This is a genomic window from Nonomuraea sp. bgisy101 (genome assembly GCF_057708945.1).
Genome location: NZ_JBYITD010000001.1, coordinates 446,030 through 465,865 on the forward strand (window position 1 = coordinate 446,030; position 19,836 = coordinate 465,865).

Sequence of the window (19,836 nt, forward strand, 5' to 3'; positions counted from 1 at the left end):
CCGTCGTCTATGCGTCCTCAATCCAGCCCGCCCCGACCGCTGAGCGGGCTGGCGACCATGCTTGACGCTCCGTCAGGCAGCTCCCGCTCACCGCTGGCCGCGGTGACCGGCGTCACCATCGACTCCCGCCAGGTCGTGCAGGGAGACCTCTACGTCGCCCTGCCCGGCAGCGCCGCCCACGGCGCCGACTACTCCGCCCAGGCGATGGCGCGGGGCGCGGTGGCCGTCCTGACCGACCCCGCGGGCCGCGACGCCGCGGTGGCCACGGGCCTTCCCGTGCTGGTCGTCTCCGAGCCGCGCGCCCTGCTCGGGCAGATCTCCTCCTGGGTGTACGGCCAGCCCTCCCACGACATCTCCGTCCTCGGGGTGACCGGCACCAGCGGCAAGTCGACCACCACGTTCCTGCTGGAGGCGGGGCTGCGCGCGGCCGGCCACACCACGGGCCTGGTGGGCGGCGTCGAGATCCACGCGGGCGACCTGGTCATCCAGCCGAAGCTGACCACGCCTGAGGCCTCCGACCTGCACGGCCTGTTCGCCCTCATGCGCGAGCGCGGCGTCACGGCGGCGGCCATGGAGGTCTCCAGCCACGCCCTGGCGCTCGGCAGGGTCGACGGCGTCTACTACGACGTCGCGCTCTTCACCAACCTCTCCCAGGACCACCTCGACTTCCACAAGGACTTCGACGACTACTTCGCCACCAAGGTGAAGCTCTTCCAGCCGGAGTTCAGCAGGACGGGCGTGACCAACCTCGACGACCCCCACGGCCGCGAACTGCTCCACCTGGCCAAGATCCCGATGACCACGTTCTCGGCCACGGGCGAGCCCGGGGCCGACTGGCGCGCCCTCGACGTCAGGCTCGGCGCCGACGGCAGCGTCTTCAGGGTCGTCGGCCCCGGTGGCGTGAAGGAGGACGTCACGATCTCGCTGCCCGGCCCCTTCAACGTCGCCAACTCCCTCGGCGCGATCGTCACGCTCGTCGAGGCGGGACTGCCGCTGCGCACCGCCGTCCACGGCGTCGGCACGATGACGGGCGTGCCGGGCAGGATGCAGCGCGTCACCTCCGCCGACGACGAGTTCCAGGCCGTGGTCGACTACGCGCACAAACCGGGCGCGGTCGAGTCGGTCCTCACCTCGCTGCGGTCGGTGGCCTCCGGCAGGCTCACCGTCGTGCTCGGCTGCGGGGGCGACCGTGACACGGGCAAGCGCGCCCTGATGGGCGAGGCCGCCGCGAGGCTGGCCGATGTGGCGATTTTCACCAGCGACAACCCGCGCTCGGAGGACCCGCTGGCGATTCTGGCGGCGATGATGGACGGTGCGCTCCAGGTGCCGCGAGAGCGACGCGCCCACGTGATCATCGAGCCCGACAGGGCTGCCGCGATCGGCATGGCGGTCGGCTCGGCCGAGCGCGGAGACGTGGTCGTCGTGGCCGGCAAGGGCCACGAGCAGGGCCAGTACATCTCAGGTGAGGTGATCCCCTTCGACGACAGGGCCGTGGTCGCGGAGGCGATCGACGCACGTAAGGAAAGCAGGAAGAACCTATGATCCCGATGCCACTGGCCAGGATCGCCGAGATCACCTCGGGCGCCCTGTCGGGCATGGCCGACCCGCGCGCGGTGGTGCGCGGCCCCGTCGTGATCGACTCGCGGGCCGTCGAGCCGGGATCCCTGTTCGTGGCGATCAAGGGCGCGCGCGTCGACGGCCACGACTTCGCCCCCCAGGCGATCAAGGCGGGGGCGGTGGCGGTGCTGAGCACCAGGCCGCTGGGGGTGCCCTCCGTCGTGGTGACCGACCCGGTGCGGGCGCTGGCCGACCTGGCGGGCGCCGTGGCCGAGTCGCTGCCCTCCGCCACGGTCATCGGCCTGACGGGGTCGGCGGGCAAGACCACCACCAAGGACCTGCTGGCCAGGCTCACCGCGCGCATCGGTCCCTCGATCGCGCCCGCCGGCAACCACAACAACGAGATCGGCCATCCGCTGACGGTGCTGAGGGCCGAGCACGACACCCGTTTCCTCGTCCTGGAGATGGGCGCCAGGCACGCGGGCCACATCGCCGACCTGGCCCGCATCGCCCCTCCGCGCATCGGCGTGGTCCTCAACGTCGGCACCGCGCACCTGGGCGTCTTCGGCGGCAAGGAGGCGATCGCCGAGGCCAAGGGCGAGCTGGTCGAGGCGCTGCCGGCCGACGGGGTGGCGGTGCTCAACGCCGACGACCCGCTGGTGCGCCGGATGGCCTCCAGGACCAGGGCCCGCGTCACCCTCTTCGGCCACGCCGAGGACGCGGCGATCCGCGCCGAGGACGTCGCCGTCGACGAGCGGGGGCGCGCGTCGTTCACCCTGTGCACCCCCTCGGGCGGCGCCCACGTGGCGCTCAAGCTGTACGGCGCGCACGCCGTGGAGAACGCCCTGGCCGCGGCTGCCGCCGCCTACGAGCTCGGCCTGCCGCTGGCGACCATCGCGGACGAGCTGTCGCAGGCCGAGCCGCGAAGCAGGTGGCGCATGGAGGTCACCGACAGGGCCGACGGCGTCACCGTGATCAACGACGCCTACAACGCCAACCCCGACTCGATGCGCGCCGCCTTCGAGACGCTCGCCGTGCTGGGCAAGGACCGGCGTCGCTTCGCCGTCATCGCCTCCCTGCGCGAGCTGGGCGAGGAGAGCGAGACGCTGAACGTGGGCGTCGGCCGGATGGCGGGCGCGGCAGGGCTGACCGGGCTGATCGTGGTGGGCGCCGAGGCCGAGCCCGTCCTGCGCGGCGCGTTCGCCGCGGCGGAGGAGCCACCGGGGCAGGGCTCGCCGGACGGGCCGCAGATCGTGCACGTGGCCGACGCCGAGGCGGCAGGGGAACTGCTGGCCGGCTGGCTACGGCCGGGCGACGCCGTGCTGGTGAAGGGGCCGCGCATGATGGATCTCCAGCGCACGGCCGAACTGGTCCTCGGGAGGGTCACCCAGTGACCAACATCATCATCGCCGGCGCGGTCGGCCTGATCCTTTCGATGCTCGGCACCCCGCTGGCGATCAGACTCTTCTCCAGGCGGGGCTATGGCCAGGAGGTCCGCGACGACGGCCCCGAGGCGCACCTCAGCAAGAAGGGCACGCCCACCATGGGCGGCACCGTCTTCGTGCTGGCCGCGCTGATCGCCTACGCCGCCTCCCACCTGGCCATGCTCGAACCGCCCACCATCTCGGGCCTGCTGGTGCTGTTCCTGATGACGGGCCTGGGAGCGGTGGGCTTCCTCGACGACTTCATCAAGATCTACAAGCAGCGCAGCCTGGGTCTGCGCAGCGGCGCCAAGGCGCTCGGCCAGCTCATCGTCGGCGCCGTCTTCGCGGTCCTGGTCGTGCGCTTCCCCAACGTCTACGGCATCACGCCGGCGCAGACGAAGATGTCCTTCCTGCGCGACTTCGGTCCCTCGATCGGCATCGTCCTGTTCACCGCGTGGGTCCTCATCATGATCGTCGGGTTCTCCAACGCGGTGAACCTGACCGACGGGCTCGACGGCCTGGCCTCCGGCGCCACCGCCACCGTGCTCGGCGCCTACGTGCTGATCGGCAACTGGCAGCTGCGCAACAACTGCATCGACAACCTCGGGCCCAACTGCTACTGGGTGCGCGACCCTCTCGATCTGGCGGTCGTGGCCGCCGCGGTGCTCGGCGGGCTCATCGGCTTCCTGTGGTGGAACGCCCCACCCGCCCGCATCTTCATGGGCGACACCGGCTCGCTGGCGCTGGGCGGCGTGCTGGCCGGCCTGGCGATCACCACCCGCACCCAGTGGCTGCTGGTCATCCTGGCCGGGATGTGCGTCATCATCACGCTGTCGGTGATCATCCAGGTGGGCTTCTTCAAGATGACGGGCAAACGGGTCTTCCGCATGGCTCCGCTGCAGCACCACTTCGAGCTGAAAGGCTGGGCGGAGACCACGATCGTGATCAGGTTCTGGCTGATCGCAGGGCTGTGCGCGGCCGTGGGACTCGGACTGTTCTACGTGGAGTGGATGCCCAAGTCATGATCGTTGTAGCTGGACTCGGCGTGTCGGGCACCGCCGCGGCGCGGGTGCTCGCCGAACGCGGCGAGCGCGTGGTGGTGCTGGAGGCGGTCGAGGGCGAGCGGCAGCGAGTCGTGGCGCAGGAGCTCGCCAGGATCGGCGTCGAGGTGCGCTTCGGCTCCATGGAACTGCCCGCCGGTGCCACCGAGCTGGTCACGACCGGATGGGCGCCGCACCACCCGCTGATCGCCGCCGCGCTCGAGGCGGGCGTCGAGGTGGTCGGCGAGGTGGAGCTGGCCTGGCGGCTGCGGCCCGAGCAGGCCGCGCCGTGGCTGGCCCTCACCGGCACCAACGGCAAGACGACCGTGGTGCGCATGCTGACCGCGATGCTGCTGGCCGCCGGGCGCAAGGCGCTGGCGGTGGGCAACGTCGGTGTACCGGTGGTGGAGGCGGTCGGCGGGCCGTACGACGTGCTCGCCGTGGAGCTGTCCAGCTTCCAGCTGCACTGGTCGAGCGGCCTGGCGCCGCACGCCGCCGCGATCCTCAACGTCGCGCCCGACCATCTCGACTGGCACGGCTCGCTCGACGAGTACGCCAGGGCCAAGGCCCGCATCTTCGAGAGGGCGGGCACGGTCGTCTACAACGCCGACGACCCGATCGCGGGCGCGCTCGCCGAGCCGTACACGGGGGCGGTGGGCTTCACCCTCCGGGTGCCGCGGCCCGGCCAGCTCGGCGTGGTGGAGGACCTGCTGGTCGACCGCGCCTTCGTCGCCGACCCCGTACGGCAGGCCGAGGAACTGGCCACGCTCGACGACGTGCGTCCCTTCGCGCCGCACAACGTCGCCAACGCCCTGGCCGCCGCCGCCCTGGCCCGCAGCGCAGGCGTGCCGCCCGAGGCCGTACGGCAGGGCCTGCGCGACTTCGTGCCCGATCCGCACCGCATGACCCACGTCGGCAGGGTCGCCGAGGTCGACTACGTCGACGACTCCAAGGCCACCAACCCCCACGCGGCCGCCGCCTCGCTGGCCGCCTACCCGTCGATCGTGTGGGTGGCAGGCGGCAGGCTCAAGGGCGCCGACGTGGACGACCTCGTCAGGCAGGCCGCGCCCCGGCTGCGCGCGGCGATCCTCATCGGCGTCGACAGGGCCGCGATCGCCGAAGCGCTCGCGCGACACGCGCCGAATGTCCCCGTGGTCGATCTCGCCGATCGCGACACTGGGGTGATGGACCGTGTCGTCACCGAAGCCGCCAGGCTCGCCGCGCCCGGAGACACCGTGCTGCTGGCCCCGGCTGCCGCCTCACTCGACATGTTCGCCAACTACCCGGCTCGGGGGGAGGCCTTCGCGCGCGCCGTAGGGAAGCTGGGGGAGCGTTCGTGAGCACCACGGCCGACAGTCCCGTCGAGCGCCCGACCAGCTGGACGAAGGAGCAGGCCGCCGCGCTGAAGGAGCTGCTGGACAAGCCGCTGACGACCTACTACCTGATCATCGGGTGCAGCGCGCTGCTGCTGGCGCTGGGGCTGATGATGGTGCTGTCGGCCTCCAGCATCGAGGCGCTGCAGAAGACCGGCGACCCGTTCTACTGGTTCGTCAAGCAGTCGATGTCGGCGGCGCTCGGCGTGCCGGTGATGTGGGTCTGCTCGCGGCTGCCGCACAGGTTCTTCAGGTGGGCGGGCTACCCGCTCGTGGCGCTGTCGATCATCGGTCTCGGCATCGTGATCTTCGCGGGCGAGTCGCAGCTCGGCGCGCAGCGCTGGATCGACATCGGCCCGATCTACCTGCAGCCGTCCGAGCCCGCCAAGCTGGGGCTCGCGCTGTGGGGAGCCGACCTGCTGGCCCGCAAGGCGCGCGGCGGCCGCATCGAGTGGCGGCAGCTGCTGATCCCGCTGCTGCCCGGCACCGCGATCCTGGCGGTCATGGTCATGCTCGGCCGCGACCTCGGCACCACACTCGTGCTGATGCTGATCTTCCTGTCGCTGCTGTGGGTGGTGGGCGCGCCGCTGAAGCTGTTCGGCGGCATCATCGGGATGATGACGGTCGCCACGGTCTTCATGATCACGACCGAGGGCTACAGGTCCGACCGCATCACCGGCTGGCTCGATCCGTGGGGCCACGCGCAGGGCGCGGGATACCAGGCCGTGCAGGGGCAGATCGCGATGGGCTCGGGCGGCTGGTTCGGGCTGGGACTCGGCAGCAGCAGGGGCAAGTGGAGCTGGATCCCCCACGCGGAGAGCGACTTCATCTTCTCCATCCTCGGCGAGGAGCTGGGGCTGATGGGCACGCTGTCGGTCATCGCGCTGTTCGGCCTGCTCGGCTACGCGGGCCTGCGGGTGGCGATGCGCGTCAACGATCCCTTCATCAGGCTGGCCTCCTCGGCGGTGGTCGCGTGGATCGCCGGGCAGGCCATCGTCAACATCGGCGCGGTGATCGGCGTGCTGCCCATCACCGGCATCCCGCTCCCGCTGGTCTCCTACGGAGGCTCGGCGCTGTTGCCGACGCTCGCCGCGCTTGGCATGTTGTTGTCATTCGCCAAACGCGAACCGGGCGCCAGGGAGGCTCTGGCCGCGCGTGGCCCCGGACCGGCCGCGAGGGCTCTAAGCTGGCTGGGCCTGGGGGGTGCGCAACGGGGCCGACCGAGACGACCAACAAGAACCGTGCCTACTGGACGAGTCGGGCCAGATGCGGAACGTTAAGGCGGCACGTTTCTCATCAGTAGGGAGTAACCGATATGAGGGTGGTCCTCGCCGGTGGCGGGACGGCCGGTCACATCGAGCCGGCTCTTGCCCTGGGTGACGCGCTGCGCAGGCTCGCGCCGGGCGTCGGCGTCACCTGCCTGGGCACCGAGCGGGGCCTGGAGACCACGTTGGTGCCGGCCAGGGGCTACGACCTGCAGCTGGTGCCCGCCGTACCACTCCCGAGGGCGCTCACGCCACAGTTGCTGACCGTCCCGGGACGGCTGGCCGGCGCCATCAACGCCGCCGCCGCCATCATGGACAAGGCCCAGGCCGACATCCTGGTCGGTTTCGGCGGCTACGTCGCCACTCCCGCCTACCTCGCGGCCAGGCGGCGGGGCCTGCCCATCGTCGTCCACGAGGCCAACGCCCGTCCGGGGCTGGCCAACAGGCTGGGCGCGCGGCTGACCGACCACGTCTTCACCGGGCATCCGCAGAGCGCCATCGCCAAGGCCGAGTACATCGGCATCCCGCTGCGCAGGCAGATCGTCGAGCTCGACAGGCTCTCGACGGGCGACAAGGCCCGCTCGTGGTTCGGGCTGCGCACCGACCTGCCGACCCTGCTGGTCTTCGGCGGCTCGCAGGGCGCCCGCTCGCTCAACCACGCGGCCCTGGCCGCGGGGCCCACCCTGCGCAGGGCGGGCGTGCAGGTGCTCCACGTGCTCGGCCCGAAGAACTCCCTGGAGCAGGAGCCCCCTCCCGGCGACCCGCAGTACGTCGTGCTGCCCTACGTCGACCGGATGGACCTCGCCTACGCGGCCGCCGACTTCGCGCTGTGCAGGAGCGGGGCGCTGACCTGCGCCGAGCTGACCGCCGTCGGCCTGCCGGCCGCCTACGTGCCGCTTCCGCACGGCAACGGGGAGCAGCGGCTCAACGCCGCCCCGATCGCGGAGAGCGGCGGCGGCCTCATGATCGACGACTCCGACCTTTCACCTGATTGGATCATCCAGAACGTGCTGCCCATCCTCCGCGACCCCGAGCGGGTCGCCACCATGTCGGAGGCCGCCGCCTCGATGGGGCGCAGGGACGCCGACGTCGCCCTCGCCCGCAAGGTGCTCGAGATCGCGGGAGGCCGCTCATGAGCCTGGTGCGACTGGTCGAGCCCGTGGCCGCCGAGGACCTCGGCAGGGTCCACTTCATCGGCATCGGCGGCGCCGGCATGTCGGGCATCGCCCGCATCCTGCTCAAGCGCGGCGTCCGCGTGTCGGGCAGCGACGCCCGCAGCTCCGACCTGGTGACGGAGCTGCGCGAGCTGGGCGCGAGCGTTCACATCGGGCACGCCGCCTCCCACATCAAGAACGTCGACACCGTGGTCGTCTCCACCGCCATCCGCGACTCCAATCCGGAGCTGGGCGAGGCGATCAAGCAGGGGCTGCGGATCATCCCGAGGGCCGCCGCGCTCGCCTCCGTCATGGCCGGGCGCACCGGCGTGGCCATCGCGGGCACGCACGGCAAGACCACGACCACCTCGATGCTCACGGTGGCGCTGCAGAAGTGCGGCACCGACCCGTCCTACTGCGTGGGCGGTCAGCTCGTCACGACGGGCCTCGGCGCCGACGAGGGCGCGGGCGAGGTGTTCGTGGCCGAGGCCGACGAGAGCGACGGCTCCTTCCTGATGCTCGCCCCGGACATCGCGGTCGTCACCAACGTCGAGGCCGACCACCTCGACAACTACGGCGACCCGAGGGCCGTCTACGACAGCTTCGCCCGTTTCGTCGAGCGCGTGCGCCGCACGCTGGTGCTGTGCGCCGACGATCCTGGCGCCGCGGCGCTGGCCGAGCCCGCGCGCGGGCTCGGGCTGAAGGTGGTCACCTACGGCGAGGCCGAGGGCGCCGACTACCGGATCGCGGACGTGCGGCCCGACGGCTTCGGCGTCGTCTTCGAGGTCGTGGGCAGGGGAGAGGTCAGGCTGTCGGTTCCCGGCGCCCACAACGCGCTCAACGCCACCTCGGTCATCGCCATGGCCGACGAGCTCGGCCTGCCGTTCGAGGAGATCAGGGAGGGCCTGTCGGCCTTCACAGGGGCCAAGCGGCGCTTCGAGGCCAAGGGCGAGGCGGGCGGGGTGGCCGTCTTCGACAGCTACGCCCACCACCCGACCGAACTGGCCGCCGACCTGCGGGCCGCGCGCGACGTGGTCGCCTCCTACTCGGGCGACGGCAGGGTGATCGCGGTCTTCCAGCCGCACCTCTACTCGCGCACCAGGTTCTTCGCCGACGAGTTCGGCGTGGCGCTCGGCCTCGCCGACGAGGCCGTGGTGCTCGACGTGTACGGCGCGCGCGAAGACCCCGAGCCGGGCGTCTCGGGCGCCATGGTGGCCTCCCGGGTGCCGCTGCCCGAGACCAGGGTGGCCTACGCCCCCGACAAGACGAAGGTGCCCGCCCTGGTGGCCACGCTGGCCAAGCCGGGCGACGTGGTGCTCACCATGGGCGCGGGCGACGTGACCGAGCTGGGGCCGAAGATCGTGGCGGAGCTGTCCGCCAGGTGAAGGCGCGTCAGGCGTTCGTGGCCCTGCTCACCGCGTGCGTGGTGGGCACCACGGTGTGGCTGGTGTTCTTCTCCTCGGTCCTCGGGGTGCGGTCGGTGGAGATCGTGGGAAATCTCACAGTCCCCGCCGACCAGATCAAGAGGCAGGCCGCGGTGGCCGACCTGCATCCCCTGGCGACCGTCGATCTCGGCGAGGTCCAGGGCAGGGTGCTGGAGATCAGGCAGCTCGCCTCGGCGAAGGTCGAGCGGGCGTGGCCCAGCACGCTCAAGATCGAGGTGGTCGAGCGCAAGCCGGTCGCCGTCGTGCCGTACGGGGGCAAGGCGGCGCTGATCGATCGCAAGGGGTTCGTGACGGAGATGCGCGAGGTCGCGCCGCCCCAGCTGCCCGTCCTGCGGGTCGACAGGCCGGGGCCGGCCGACCCCACCACCGTGGCGGCGATCAAGGTCATCGGCGGACTGCCCGACAGCCTGCTGGCGCGCATCGACGAGGTGCGGGCCACCTCGCCCGAGGGCATCTCCTTCCGGCTCACCAGCGGCCGCACGGTCGTCTGGGGAGGGGCCGACAGGGGCGCGGACAAGGTCCGCGTGCTCCAGGCGCTGCTCCGGCGCACGGCGACGGTCTATGACGTCAGTTCGCCCGACGTCGTGTCGATGAAATGAAAGGGTGGGCGCGAATGGGACGGCGTGCGACACGCCGGACGGGCTTGCGGCGCGGTTAGTTGACCCGCCCGGTAGGCGACTCCTACTGTCCGTATCAATCCTCAGGTTGACATAAATCTGAATCTCAACTTGAGGTTGAGAGTTTTTCGAACAGCATTGAAATGGCAAGTCAACGAGCGGAAAGGCCCCTCGTCGTGGCAGCACCGCAGAACTACCTCGCGGTCATCAAGGTCGTCGGCATTGGCGGCGGCGGAGTGAACGCCGTCAACCGGATGATCGAGGAGGGACTCAAGGGCGTCGAGTTCATCGCGATAAACACCGACGCCCAGGCGCTGCTGATGAGTGACGCCGACGTCAAACTCGACGTGGGCAGGGAGCTCACGCGCGGCCTCGGGGCCGGCGCCAATCCCGATGTGGGCCGCAAGGCGGCCGAGGACCACCGTGAGGAGATCGAGGAGGTCCTCAAGGGGGCCGACATGGTCTTCGTCACCGCGGGCGAGGGTGGCGGAACGGGCACGGGCGGCGCCCCTGTCGTGGCCAACATCGCCCGGTCGCTCGGCGCGCTGACCATCGGTGTGGTCACCAGGCCCTTCAGCTTCGAGGGCCGCCGCCGCGCCATGCAGGCCGAGGCGGGCATCGAGACCCTTCGCGACGAGGTCGACACCCTCATCGTGATCCCCAACGACAGGCTGCTGTCGATCTCGGACCGGCAGGTCAGCGTGCTGGACGCCTTCAAGGCGGCCGACCAGGTGCTGCTGTCCGGTGTCCAGGGCATCACCGACCTGATCACCACTCCCGGCCTGATCAACCTCGACTTCGCCGACGTGAAGTCGGTCATGTCGGGTGCTGGCTCGGCGCTGATGGGCATCGGTCACGCCCGCGGCGACGACCGGTCGGTCGCGGCCGCCGAGATGGCGGTCTCCAGCCCACTGCTGGAGGCCTCGATCGACGGCGCCCACGGCGTGCTGCTGTCGATCGCGGGCGGGTCCGACCTGGGCCTGTTCGAGATCAACGAGGCGGCACAGCTCGTCTCCAACGCCGCGGCGCCCGACGCGAACATCATCTTCGGAACGGTCATCGACGACGCTCTGGGCGACGAGGTGCGGGTCACCGTCATCGCCGCGGGCTTCGACGAGGTCGTCCCCGCCGACAAGCCGGCGCTGCAGCAGCCGCGCCAGCAGGCCAGGCCCGCGGCCTCCGCGGCGCCCTCGGCCTCCGCGGCGGCCCCGGTACGGCCGGCCCCCGCGCCCGCGCCGAGCGTGAAGGCCGAGCCGCCGCGCGTCGAGCCCCGCCCCGAGGTGAGGCCCGAGCCGCAGCGTCCGGAGTTCCGTCCTGAACCGCGCCCCGAGCCCCGTCTCGAGCCCCGTCCCGAGCCGCGGCCCGAGCCCGTGCGCGCGGTGGAGACCCCGCCGCCGGTGCCCGCCCCCGCGCCCGCGCCCGTGGAGGAGCCGGCCCCGCCGGTGTCGATCCCGCGCCCCGCGCCCGAGGTGGCCAACCCGCCGACCCCCATCTCCTCTCGCATGTCGGAGCCGCCCAGGCGGCCGCGCGTGGTGTTCGAGGAGCAGGAGGAAGAGCTGGACGTGCCCGACTTCCTGAAGTGAGATTCCTCACCCGGCAGGGCCGGGGAGGGATCACGCCCCCGCTGCGAGACTCATGGGTCGTCGCGGTGGGGGTTCGGTGCGTTCGGGCCCTGGTCACGGCCCGTCGCCCTTGACTCCGGTTCGCGGGAGCGGCGGGAACGGTGCACGATGGATGCCTTGTGGACGTAACACGCAAAACGCAGATAGCTGCCGGTCTGGCAGAGGTCGAGGCGCGCATCGCCGAGGCCTGCGCGGCCGCGGGCCGGGCCCGTGACGAGGTCACGCTCGTCGCGGTCACCAAGACCTACCCTGCCGAGGACGTCAGGATCCTGGCCGGGCTCGGCGTGCGGGAGATCGGCGAGAACCGCGACCAGGAGGCGTCCGTCAAGGCCCGCGAATGCGCGGACCTGCCGCTGACCTGGCACTTCGTCGGACAGCTGCAGACCAACAAGGTGCGCTCGGTCGCCGCGTACGCCGACGTCGTCCACTCCGTCGACCGGTCGAGGCTGGTCGCCGCGATCGGGCGCGAGGCCGTCAGGGCGGGCAGGCGGATCAGCTGCCTGGTGCAGGTCGCGCTGGACGACGATCCGGTAAGGGGCGGGGCCAGGGCGGCCGACGTTCCTGGACTGGCCGAGGAGATCGCCGCCACCGAGGGCGTGAGGCTCGGCGGCGTCATGGCCGTCGCCCCACTCGGTGAGGAACCGGGCAAGGCGTTCGCCAGGCTGCGGGATCTGGCGCTGGCCGTACAGGCCGGGCATCCTGGTGCGACCATAATCTCGGCGGGGATGAGCGGCGATCTGGCCCAAGCCATCGCGCACGGTGCGACACACGTGCGAGTCGGTACGGCGTTGCTCGGTCGTCGCAAGCTCTTCGTCAGGTAATGTCCCCTCCAGCGGACCTTGAGGTCCGCGAAAGAAGTAGAGGTCGATCAGCGGTGAGCTCCAAGGGGGTACGGCTACCGCCTCGGACCGGCCGCCGACGCGCAGCCAGGCGGAAGGCCCGAGCGAGTGCGACCATGAGCAGGAGGACGACGTAGCGATGGCCGGCGCGATGCGCAAGATGGCGGTCTACCTCGGTCTCGTGGAGGACGACCGCTACGAGAGGTACGAGGCCTACCCCGACGACGACTACGAGTACGAGGAGGAGTCGCGTCGGGCGGAGCAGGAGCGTCCCGCGGCGGCACACGACCGCGACGACGAAGGCGACGCCGGAGTGCCCGCGCCCAGACCGGCCACGACCATCGTGGAGCGCCGCACGACCGACCTGGCGCGCATCACGACGCTCCACCCTCGCACCTACAACGAGGCGCGCACGATAGGCGAGCACTTCCGCGACGGCACTCCTGTCATCATGAACCTGACAGAGATGGTTGACAGCGACGCCAAGCGGCTTGTCGATTTCGCGGCAGGTCTGGTCTTTGGCCTACACGGGAGCATCGAACGTGTTACCAACAAGGTGTTCCTGTTGTCCCCAGCCAATGTCGAGGTGACCGCCGAGGACAAGGCCCGAATCGCGGAACGCGGATTCTTCAACCAGAGTTAGAGTCTCTGTATGTCTATCGACCCGACCCAGGTCTCGCCGAGACCGGGAGGGGCACCTAGAAGTGGAGGCGCGGCCGGACCGTGGGGATCGTAGGCGAGATCTTGGTCGTTGTCCTGTCTCTGTATCTGGTGTTGCTCATCGGCAGAATGATCTTTGAGACGGTGCAGGCGTTCGCTCGGCAGTGGCGGCCTTCGGGATTCGTTCTCGTGCTCGCCGAAGCCACATACACCGCAACCGACCCACCTCTCAAGTTTCTCCGCCGTTTCATTCCTCCCCTCCGGTTGGGTACGGTGGCCTTTGACCTAAGCTTCACAGTGCTCTTCATTGTGGTCTTGGTCATGATCCAACTCGTGTCCGCGCTGTAGTGATCGGGTACCGTCCCTCCGGACAGACTCCAAGCGCGCCAAGGAGACCAAAAGATGCCGCTGACGCCCGCTGATGTGCGGAACAAGCAATTCAGTACGACCCGGTTGCGACCGGGCTACGACGAGGAAGAGGTGGATGCCTTCCTCGACGAAGTCGAGGCTGAGCTTGACCGCCTGATCCAAGAGAACGAGGAGCTCCGCGCCAAGCTGGCCGAGTGCCTGCGTGGCAAGGTGCCGGGCGGCATGAGCATGCCGATGGCCTCCGCGCCTGTCCAGGAGCAGCCCAAGCCGGAGATGATGGCGCCCCCGCAGCCCGAGCCGATGCAGGCGCCCCCGCCCCCGCAGCCGGTCCCCGTTGCCATGAACATGCCTCCGGCCGAGGACAACATGGACACCGCGGCCCGCGTGCTCGCCCTGGCGCAGCAGACCGCCGACCAGGCGATCGCCGACGCCCGTCGCGAGGCCGACGAGACCGTCACCCGCGCCCGCCGCGAGGCCGACGACATCCTCACCAAGGCTCGCCGTCAGGCCGAGCAGGTCATCGGCGACGCGCGCGCCCGCGCCGAGACGCTGGAGCGCGACGCGCAGGAGCGTCACCGTCAGGCGATGGGCTCCCTCGTCCAGACCCGCGACGAGCTCGAGCGCAAGGTCGAGGAGCTGCGCAGCTTCGAGCGCGAGTACCGCAGCAGGCTCAAGCTCTACCTGGAGAACCAGCTCGCCGAGCTGAACGTCTCCGCGGAGGGCGGCAGCGGTGGCTTCCCCGTCATCCCCAGCGGTCCGATGGGTGGCGCCCCCGCCATGACCCACGCGGTTCCGCAGGCGGGACAGCAGCCCCTGCCCGGTCCCGCCAACCCGTTCGGTGGCGACCAGTCGCAGCACCAGGGCGCCTTCCAGGGTGCCGACGGCCCGCACAACGATCGCCGCTAACGCCGGTAAGGTAGCGGGTCAGGTTCGTTTCTGATCCGTCACTCGAAAGAGCCCCCTGTGATCCTCATCAGCGCCGGTCTGGTGCTCGCGGCGGTTGTGTTGCTGATCGCGGGCTTCGTCATGGCTGAACCGTTCTTGATCATGTGGTCGATCGTGGTCAGCGTGCTGTCCGCGCTCTTCCTCGTGATCGGGGCGTTCCTGCGGCGTCATGAGCTCTTCCCCGGCGGCGGTGGTGCCGGGGCGCAGGCTCCGCAGGCGAACGCTCCGACGGTCACCCCCACGGCGGTCACGCCCGCGGGGGCGGCCACGGGGCCGACGATGCCGCAGCAGCAGCCCAGACCTCTCGCCCCTGCCCAGCCGGTCCCCTCGGGGGGCAGGCCGCAGCAGGGGGTCGCCCACGGGGCGCCGCCTCGACCCGCGCCCGCCGTGGCGGGGGCGCCGAGGGGGATCTCCCCTGACGCGATCGTCCTGGTGATTCCGGGACGCAAGCGCTACCACGTGGCGGGTTGCCGCCAGCTCAGTGGGCGGGAGCACGAGGAGCTCACCTTCGAGGAGGCGCGCGAGGAGGGCTTCACGCCCTGCACCACGTGCCTGCCCGACGCCGCGCTCGGAGGGCGGCAGGTTCCTCCTGCCGCCGAGCCGCGGCAGGGCCAGCCCGCGGGCCGCGCTCCCTACGCGGCCACCCAGCCCCCCAGGGACACCGCCCCCACAGGGCGTCCCCCCGTCTCCGCCTCTCCCGCCCCGTCCGCCGGCCCGCAGGCCGCGCACGGCGCCGAGGCGGCGTCCCGCACCGACCCGCGCCCCCCAGCGGGCGTGCCGGGCAAGCCTCCTGTCTCCCGGCCCGATGAAGGCGTCAATCCCGGCGACGCCAAGCCCGACGGCGTCAAGCCTGACAGCGCGAAGACCGACGGCGCGAAGAACGACGGTGCGAAGAACGACGGCGTCAAGACCGACGGTGCGAAGACCGACGGGGCCAAGACCACCGGACGACCCGACGGCGCCACGACCGGTGAGCGGCCCGAGGGCGTCAAGAGCGGCGAAAGACCTCAAGGCGTCAGGACCGGTGGAAAGCCGGAGGACGCCACGACCGGCGCACGGCCGGCCCAGCCCGCCGGCAAGCCGGAGGCGAGCCCTGCTCCCAAACGGCCGGAATCCCCTCAGGTGGCCGAGCGCCCCGAGGCGAGCCCCGCCCCCAAGGCCGCTCCCGCCAAGGACGGCCCGCAGGCCAAGGACGAGCGCGCTGAGAGTGCCCTCGCCGGGGCTGAGGACGACGAGGGCGACACCGCGCCGGGGGGCCTGCCCCTGCCACCCAGCGCCCCCGGCAGGCTCGTGGCGGGCACTCCAGGCGGCTCGACCGTTCCCGACCTCGGCCGGCCTCCCTCTCCCACCGCCAAGGGCGACGACGCGCCGGCCGAGAAGCCGGCGAAGGGCGGCGCCGTACCCGACGAGGACACCGCCAGTGGGGAGACCCAGCGGCTGCGCCCGCCTGCGGGCGTGAGCCGCCCGTCGGAGGCCAAGGCCTCCACCCCTGGACGGGAGCCGGAGCCCGAGCGCCCCAGCGGCGGCGCCAGGCCCGCGGAATCCGGCCGAGGGTGGTTCGACCGCCCCGAGTCGCCGGCCAAGGAGCCGGTGGAGCCGGAGGCGACCGCACCCGGGCGCGCCGGGCCTCCGGTCGCCTCCGGTCCCACCCCGACCCCCGGCGGTACGGCGGGCGCGCCCCCGGCCAGGAAGGGCGAGAGCGCCAACGAGACCGTCAGGCTCGACCGTCCCGGCATCGTCAAGGTGATCGGCGGCACCAGGCGCTTCCACAACTCCTCCTGCCCGCTGGTGAGAGCGGCCGAGGCGAGCGGGGTGCTGTCCATGCCCCAGGCCGAGGCCGAGGCCAAGGGGCTGACGCCCTGCTCGGTGTGCATGCACGACCACCAGACCGTCGGCTGACGCGCACCTCACAACCGTCCGGCGCCGCCGCCCGTGAACTTCTCGCGGGCGGCGGCGTCTTTCTGTGATCGGCACGGGCCGTACCCGCACGTGGCGATTCCTCCGGCGGGCGCGGGCCGTGCCCGGACATGACAAGAGCGCGGCCCCTCGCGGGAGGGGCCGCGCTCCTTCGTTCGTCAGGCGCGCCGCAGCTGGAAGGTCAGCCCCAGGTCGGCGTCCGACAGGACGGGCAGGCCGTCCGCCTGACCCTCGGTGAGGCTCGCGGCCAGGACCTCATCGGCGACCAGCGAGCCGCCCGAACGCAGCGCCTCGGCCAGTTCGGGCGAGGCGGCAGACCACCACAGGTCGATCCTGTCGGTGATGGACAGCCCCGTGGACTTGCGGGCGTCCTGCACCAGGCGGATGACCTCGCGGATCAGTCCCGCCCTGCGCAGCTCGTCGGTGATGGCCAGGTCGAGCGCGACCGTCTCGCCGGTGCCGGTGTCGACGGCGCCGGTCTCCACCGCCCATCCCGACTTGGGCTGCTCGGTGACGATCACCTCGTCCGCCGTGAGCGAGACCGTGCCGAGCTCGCCCGCCTCGACCGAGACGGCGCCTGCCGCGCGCAGCGTCGCCGCCAGCGTCGCGGCGTCGGCGGCGGACACGGCCGCGGCGACCAGCTTGGTCTGCGAGCCGAACCGCTTGCCGAGCGACCTGAAGTTGGGCTTGACCGTGAAGGACACCAGGTCCGAGCTGAAGCCGGACATGTCCTCCAGCGCCTGTACGTTCAGCTCGTCGGCGATCAGGTCGCGCAGCTCCGAGGTGAGCCCCGCCCAGCCGGGCGCACCCACGAGCGCCCTGCCGAGCGGCTGCCGTGTCTTGACGCCCGAGGCGGCGCGGGCCGAGCGGCCCAGCTCCACCAGCCGCCGCACCAGCGCCATCTGGGCCGACAGCTCGGGGTCGAGCAGCTCCTCCTTCACCTCGGGCCAGGCGGTCAGGTGGACCGACGACGGCGCGTCGACGCCGCGCAGCACGTCCCACAGGTAGTCGGTGACGAACGGCGTGATCGGCGCCATGAGCCTGGTGACGGTCTCCAGGCACTCGTACAGCGTCGCGAACGCCTCGGGCGAACCCTGCCAGAACCTGCGGCGCGAGCGCCTGACGTACCAGTTGGACAGGTCGTCGAGGAACTCGGCCAGCCTGCGTCCCGCCCGCACGGTGTCGAAGGCGTCGAGCGCGCTCGACACCTCGGCGACCGTCCTGTGCAGCTCGGCCAGTGCCCACCTGTCGATGAGCGAGCGCTCGGCGACGGGCGGCGCCTCGGCGGCCAGGGAGGGTGACCACGACTCGGCGTTGGCGTACAGGGTGAAGAAGGAGGTGGTGTTCCAGTAGGTCAGCAGGACCTTCCTGACGATCTCCTCCAGCGCGTTGTGGCCGACCCTGCGGGCCGCCCACGGCGAGCCCGAGGCCGCCATGAACCAGCGAAGGGCGTCGGCGCCGTGCTCGTCCATCAGCGAGATGGGCTCCAGCACGTTGCCCAGGTGCTTGCTCATCTTGCGGCCGTCCTCGGCCAGGATCAGGCCGAGGCAGAGCACGTTCTCGTAGGAGGACTGGTCGAAGACCAGCGTGCCGACCGCCATGAGGGAGTAGAACCAGCCGCGCGTCTGGTCGGTCGCCTCGCAGATGAACTGCGCCGGGTAGACGCCCTCTGGCTTGCCCTTGGCGCCCCACTGGGCGAACGGCATCGAACCCGAGTCGTACCACGCGTCGATGACGTCGGGCACCCTGCGCGCCTCGGCGCCGCACGAGGGGCACGGGAAGGCGATGTCGTCCACGAAGGGGCGGTGCGGGTCGAGCGCCGACAGCTCCTGGCCTGCGTAGGAGCCGAGCTCCTCGAGCGAGCCCACGCACGTGATGTGCGACTCGTCCTCCGAGCACACCCACAGGGGGAGCGGCGTGCCCCAGTACCGCGAGCGCGACAGCGACCAGTCGACGTTGTTGCGCAGCCACTCGCCGAAGCGGCCCCACTTGATGGTCTCGGGGTACCAGTTGGTCTTCTCGTTCTCCGCCAGCATGCGGTCCTTGACCGCGGTGGTGCGGATGTACCAGGCGGGGAGCGCGTAGTAGAGCAGCGGGGTGTGGCAGCGCCAGCAGTGCGGGTAGCTGTGCTCGAAGTGGCCGCCGCGGAACAGCAGGCCGCGGGCGCGCAGGTCGGCGGTGAGCTCCTCGTCGGCGTCCTTGAAGAACGTGCCGCCCACCATCGGGACGTCGGGCAGGAAGCGGCCGTCGGGGCCGATCGGGTTGACGATCGGCATGCCGTAGGTCTTGCAGACGGTCATGTCGTCGGCGCCGAAGGCGGGAGCCTGGTGGACCAGACCGGTGCCGTCCTCGACGGTGACGTAGTCGCCCAGGACCACGTAGTGCGCGCCGGGGATGTCGACCAGCTCGAACGGCCTGGAGTAGGAGGTGCGCTCCAGCTCGCGGCCGGTGAAGCGGGCGACCTCGGTGAAGCCCTCGCCGAGGACCTGCGCCAGCAGCGGCTCGGCGACGACCAGCACCTCGCCGTCCGCGGTGCGGGCGGCGACGTAGGTCACCTCGGGGTGGACGGCCACGGCCGTGTTGGACACCAGGGTCCACGGCGTGGTGGTCCAGATCAGCAGCGAGGCGTTCAGCTCGGCCAGCGGGCCCGAGGTGACGGGCATCCTGACGTAGACCGACGGCGAGGACACGGTCTCGTAGCCGCCGGGCTGGCCCAGCTCGTGGTCGGACAGCCCGGTGCCGCAGCGCGGGCAGTACGGCGTGATGCGGAAGTCGCGGAACAGCAGGCCCTTGTCGAAGATGACCTTGAGTGACCACCAGACGGACTCGACGTAGTCGGGGTCCATCGTCCGGTAGGCCGTGGACAGGTCGATCCAGTAGCCCATCCGCTCGGTCAGCTCTTCGAAGGCGTCGACGTGGCGCAGGACCGACTCGCGGCACTTGGCGTTGAACTCGGCGATGCCGTACGCCTCGATGTCCTTCTTGCCCGTGAGGCCGAGTTCCTTCTCGATGCCCACCTCGACAGGCAGGCCGTGGCAGTCCCATCCGGCCTTGCGCGGCACGCTGAAGCCGCGCATGGTCTTGTAACGGGGGAAGAGGTCCTTGAAGACCCGCGCCTCGACGTGGTGGACGCCCGGCAGGCCGTTGGCGGTGGGCGGGCCCTCGTAGAAGACCCAGGAGGGGGCGCCTTCGTTCTGCTCGATGGAGCGCTCGAAGATCTTCCCGTCCCGCCATCGGTCGAGCACCTCACGCTCGAGCGCGGGCAGGTCGACCTGCGCGGGTAGAGAGCGGAAATAGTGGGACATCTCGGGCGGGACCTCCACATGTCAGACTCGGTGTGACGGTGTGAAGGGACGAAGCCGCACGGCTCCGCGGTACCACCCCTCTTGACCCCCGGAGGGACCCACTTCATTTGGTCTGCGGCCGGGTCTAGTGAGCTCAGGCGAGCCGTTCTTCCGGCGGCTCGGGAGTGATCTCCCTGTGATGTCCGTCACAGGGCTCCGTCAACGCCTTGCAGGCTAAAACCATAACGCAGAGTGGAGGCTGCCTGCTTCCCGCCAGCCATCGCAGCAAATGGCGACAAAGAACCGGGAATGGATGCTTATGGTG

At 71.1% G+C, this 19,836-nt stretch carries 15 protein-coding genes; 14 read left to right on the top strand and 1 reads right to left on the bottom strand.

The genetic code is table 11. The features are described from left to right. The first annotated feature begins 9 nt into the window (after positions 1–9). The 14 genes from AC3EO4_RS02120 to AC3EO4_RS02185 all read left to right on the top strand — a co-directional run bounded on the left by AC3EO4_RS02120 (position 10) and on the right by AC3EO4_RS02185 (position 16,209). On the top strand, positions 10–1,542 hold the full coding sequence (locus AC3EO4_RS02120; RefSeq protein ID WP_431893284.1) for a UDP-N-acetylmuramoyl-L-alanyl-D-glutamate--2,6-diaminopimelate ligase: 1,533 nt from the start codon (positions 10–12) through the stop codon (positions 1,540–1,542). After that, positions 1,539–2,951 carry a UDP-N-acetylmuramoyl-tripeptide--D-alanyl-D-alanine ligase gene (locus AC3EO4_RS02125; RefSeq protein ID WP_431893288.1) on the top strand — a complete coding sequence of 471 codons (1,413 nt, stop codon included), beginning with the start codon at positions 1,539–1,541 and terminating at the stop codon, positions 2,949–2,951. The genes AC3EO4_RS02120 and AC3EO4_RS02125 overlap by 4 nt, the downstream gene beginning before the upstream one ends. Beyond that, positions 2,948–4,006: a phospho-N-acetylmuramoyl-pentapeptide-transferase gene (gene mraY / locus AC3EO4_RS02130; protein WP_379579270.1), complete on the top strand. Its 1,059-nt coding sequence runs from the start codon at positions 2,948–2,950 to the stop codon at positions 4,004–4,006. The genes AC3EO4_RS02125 and mraY overlap by 4 nt, the downstream gene beginning before the upstream one ends. Further along, the gene (murD, locus tag AC3EO4_RS02135) at positions 4,003–5,361 is read left to right on the top strand and encodes a UDP-N-acetylmuramoyl-L-alanine--D-glutamate ligase (protein ID WP_431893292.1); all 1,359 of its coding nucleotides are present in this window, start codon (positions 4,003–4,005) and stop codon (positions 5,359–5,361) included. Before mraY ends, murD begins: the two co-directional genes overlap by 4 nt. Further along, positions 5,358–6,674: a putative lipid II flippase FtsW gene (gene ftsW, locus AC3EO4_RS02140; protein WP_379579266.1), complete on the top strand. Its 1,317-nt coding sequence runs from the start codon at positions 5,358–5,360 to the stop codon at positions 6,672–6,674. The genes murD and ftsW overlap by 4 nt, the downstream gene beginning before the upstream one ends. A gap of 35 nt (positions 6,675–6,709) precedes the next feature. After that, positions 6,710–7,795, top strand: a complete 1,086-nt coding sequence (gene murG, locus AC3EO4_RS02145) for an undecaprenyldiphospho-muramoylpentapeptide beta-N-acetylglucosaminyltransferase (protein WP_379579264.1) — start codon at positions 6,710–6,712, stop codon at positions 7,793–7,795. Continuing rightward, the gene (gene murC, locus AC3EO4_RS02150; RefSeq protein WP_431893296.1) at positions 7,792–9,198 is read left to right on the top strand and encodes a UDP-N-acetylmuramate--L-alanine ligase; all 1,407 of its coding nucleotides are present in this window, start codon (positions 7,792–7,794) and stop codon (positions 9,196–9,198) included. Before murG ends, murC begins: the two co-directional genes overlap by 4 nt. After that, on the top strand, positions 9,195–9,857 hold the full coding sequence (locus AC3EO4_RS02155) for a cell division protein FtsQ/DivIB (protein ID WP_431893299.1): 663 nt from the start codon (positions 9,195–9,197) through the stop codon (positions 9,855–9,857). Before murC ends, AC3EO4_RS02155 begins: the two co-directional genes overlap by 4 nt. 194 nt (positions 9,858–10,051) lie before the next feature. Then, complete coding sequence (ftsZ, locus tag AC3EO4_RS02160) at positions 10,052–11,458, top strand: cell division protein FtsZ (protein WP_431893302.1); 1,407 nt, start codon at positions 10,052–10,054, stop codon at positions 11,456–11,458. A gap of 158 nt (positions 11,459–11,616) precedes the next feature. Next, entirely contained in the window at positions 11,617–12,318 is a 702-nt protein-coding gene (locus tag AC3EO4_RS02165; RefSeq protein ID WP_431893305.1) for a YggS family pyridoxal phosphate-dependent enzyme, read from the top strand. 157 nt (positions 12,319–12,475) lie between these two features. Beyond that, the gene (locus AC3EO4_RS02170) at positions 12,476–12,979 is read left to right on the top strand and encodes a cell division protein SepF (protein ID WP_379579254.1); all 504 of its coding nucleotides are present in this window, start codon (positions 12,476–12,478) and stop codon (positions 12,977–12,979) included. Between the two features lie 80 nt (positions 12,980–13,059). After that, positions 13,060–13,344 (top strand): YggT family protein, encoded by a 285-nt coding sequence (locus tag AC3EO4_RS02175; RefSeq protein WP_183659086.1) that lies wholly within the window; start codon positions 13,060–13,062, stop codon positions 13,342–13,344. A 54-nt stretch (positions 13,345–13,398) separates the two neighbouring features. Then, positions 13,399–14,271, top strand: a complete 873-nt coding sequence (locus AC3EO4_RS02180) for a DivIVA domain-containing protein (protein WP_379579252.1) — start codon at positions 13,399–13,401, stop codon at positions 14,269–14,271. A 57-nt stretch (positions 14,272–14,328) separates the two neighbouring features. Further along, a complete protein-coding gene (locus AC3EO4_RS02185) occupies positions 14,329–16,209 on the top strand; it encodes a hypothetical protein (RefSeq protein WP_431893309.1) in 1,881 nt (626 codons plus the stop codon). A gap of 176 nt (positions 16,210–16,385) precedes the next feature. Here AC3EO4_RS02185 and ileS read toward each other — a convergent pair whose 3' ends face one another. Continuing rightward, the gene (ileS, locus tag AC3EO4_RS02190; protein ID WP_431893312.1) at positions 16,386–19,532 is read right to left on the bottom strand and encodes an isoleucine--tRNA ligase; all 3,147 of its coding nucleotides are present in this window, start codon (positions 19,530–19,532) and stop codon (positions 16,386–16,388) included. Between the last annotated feature and the right edge of the window lie 304 nt (positions 19,533–19,836).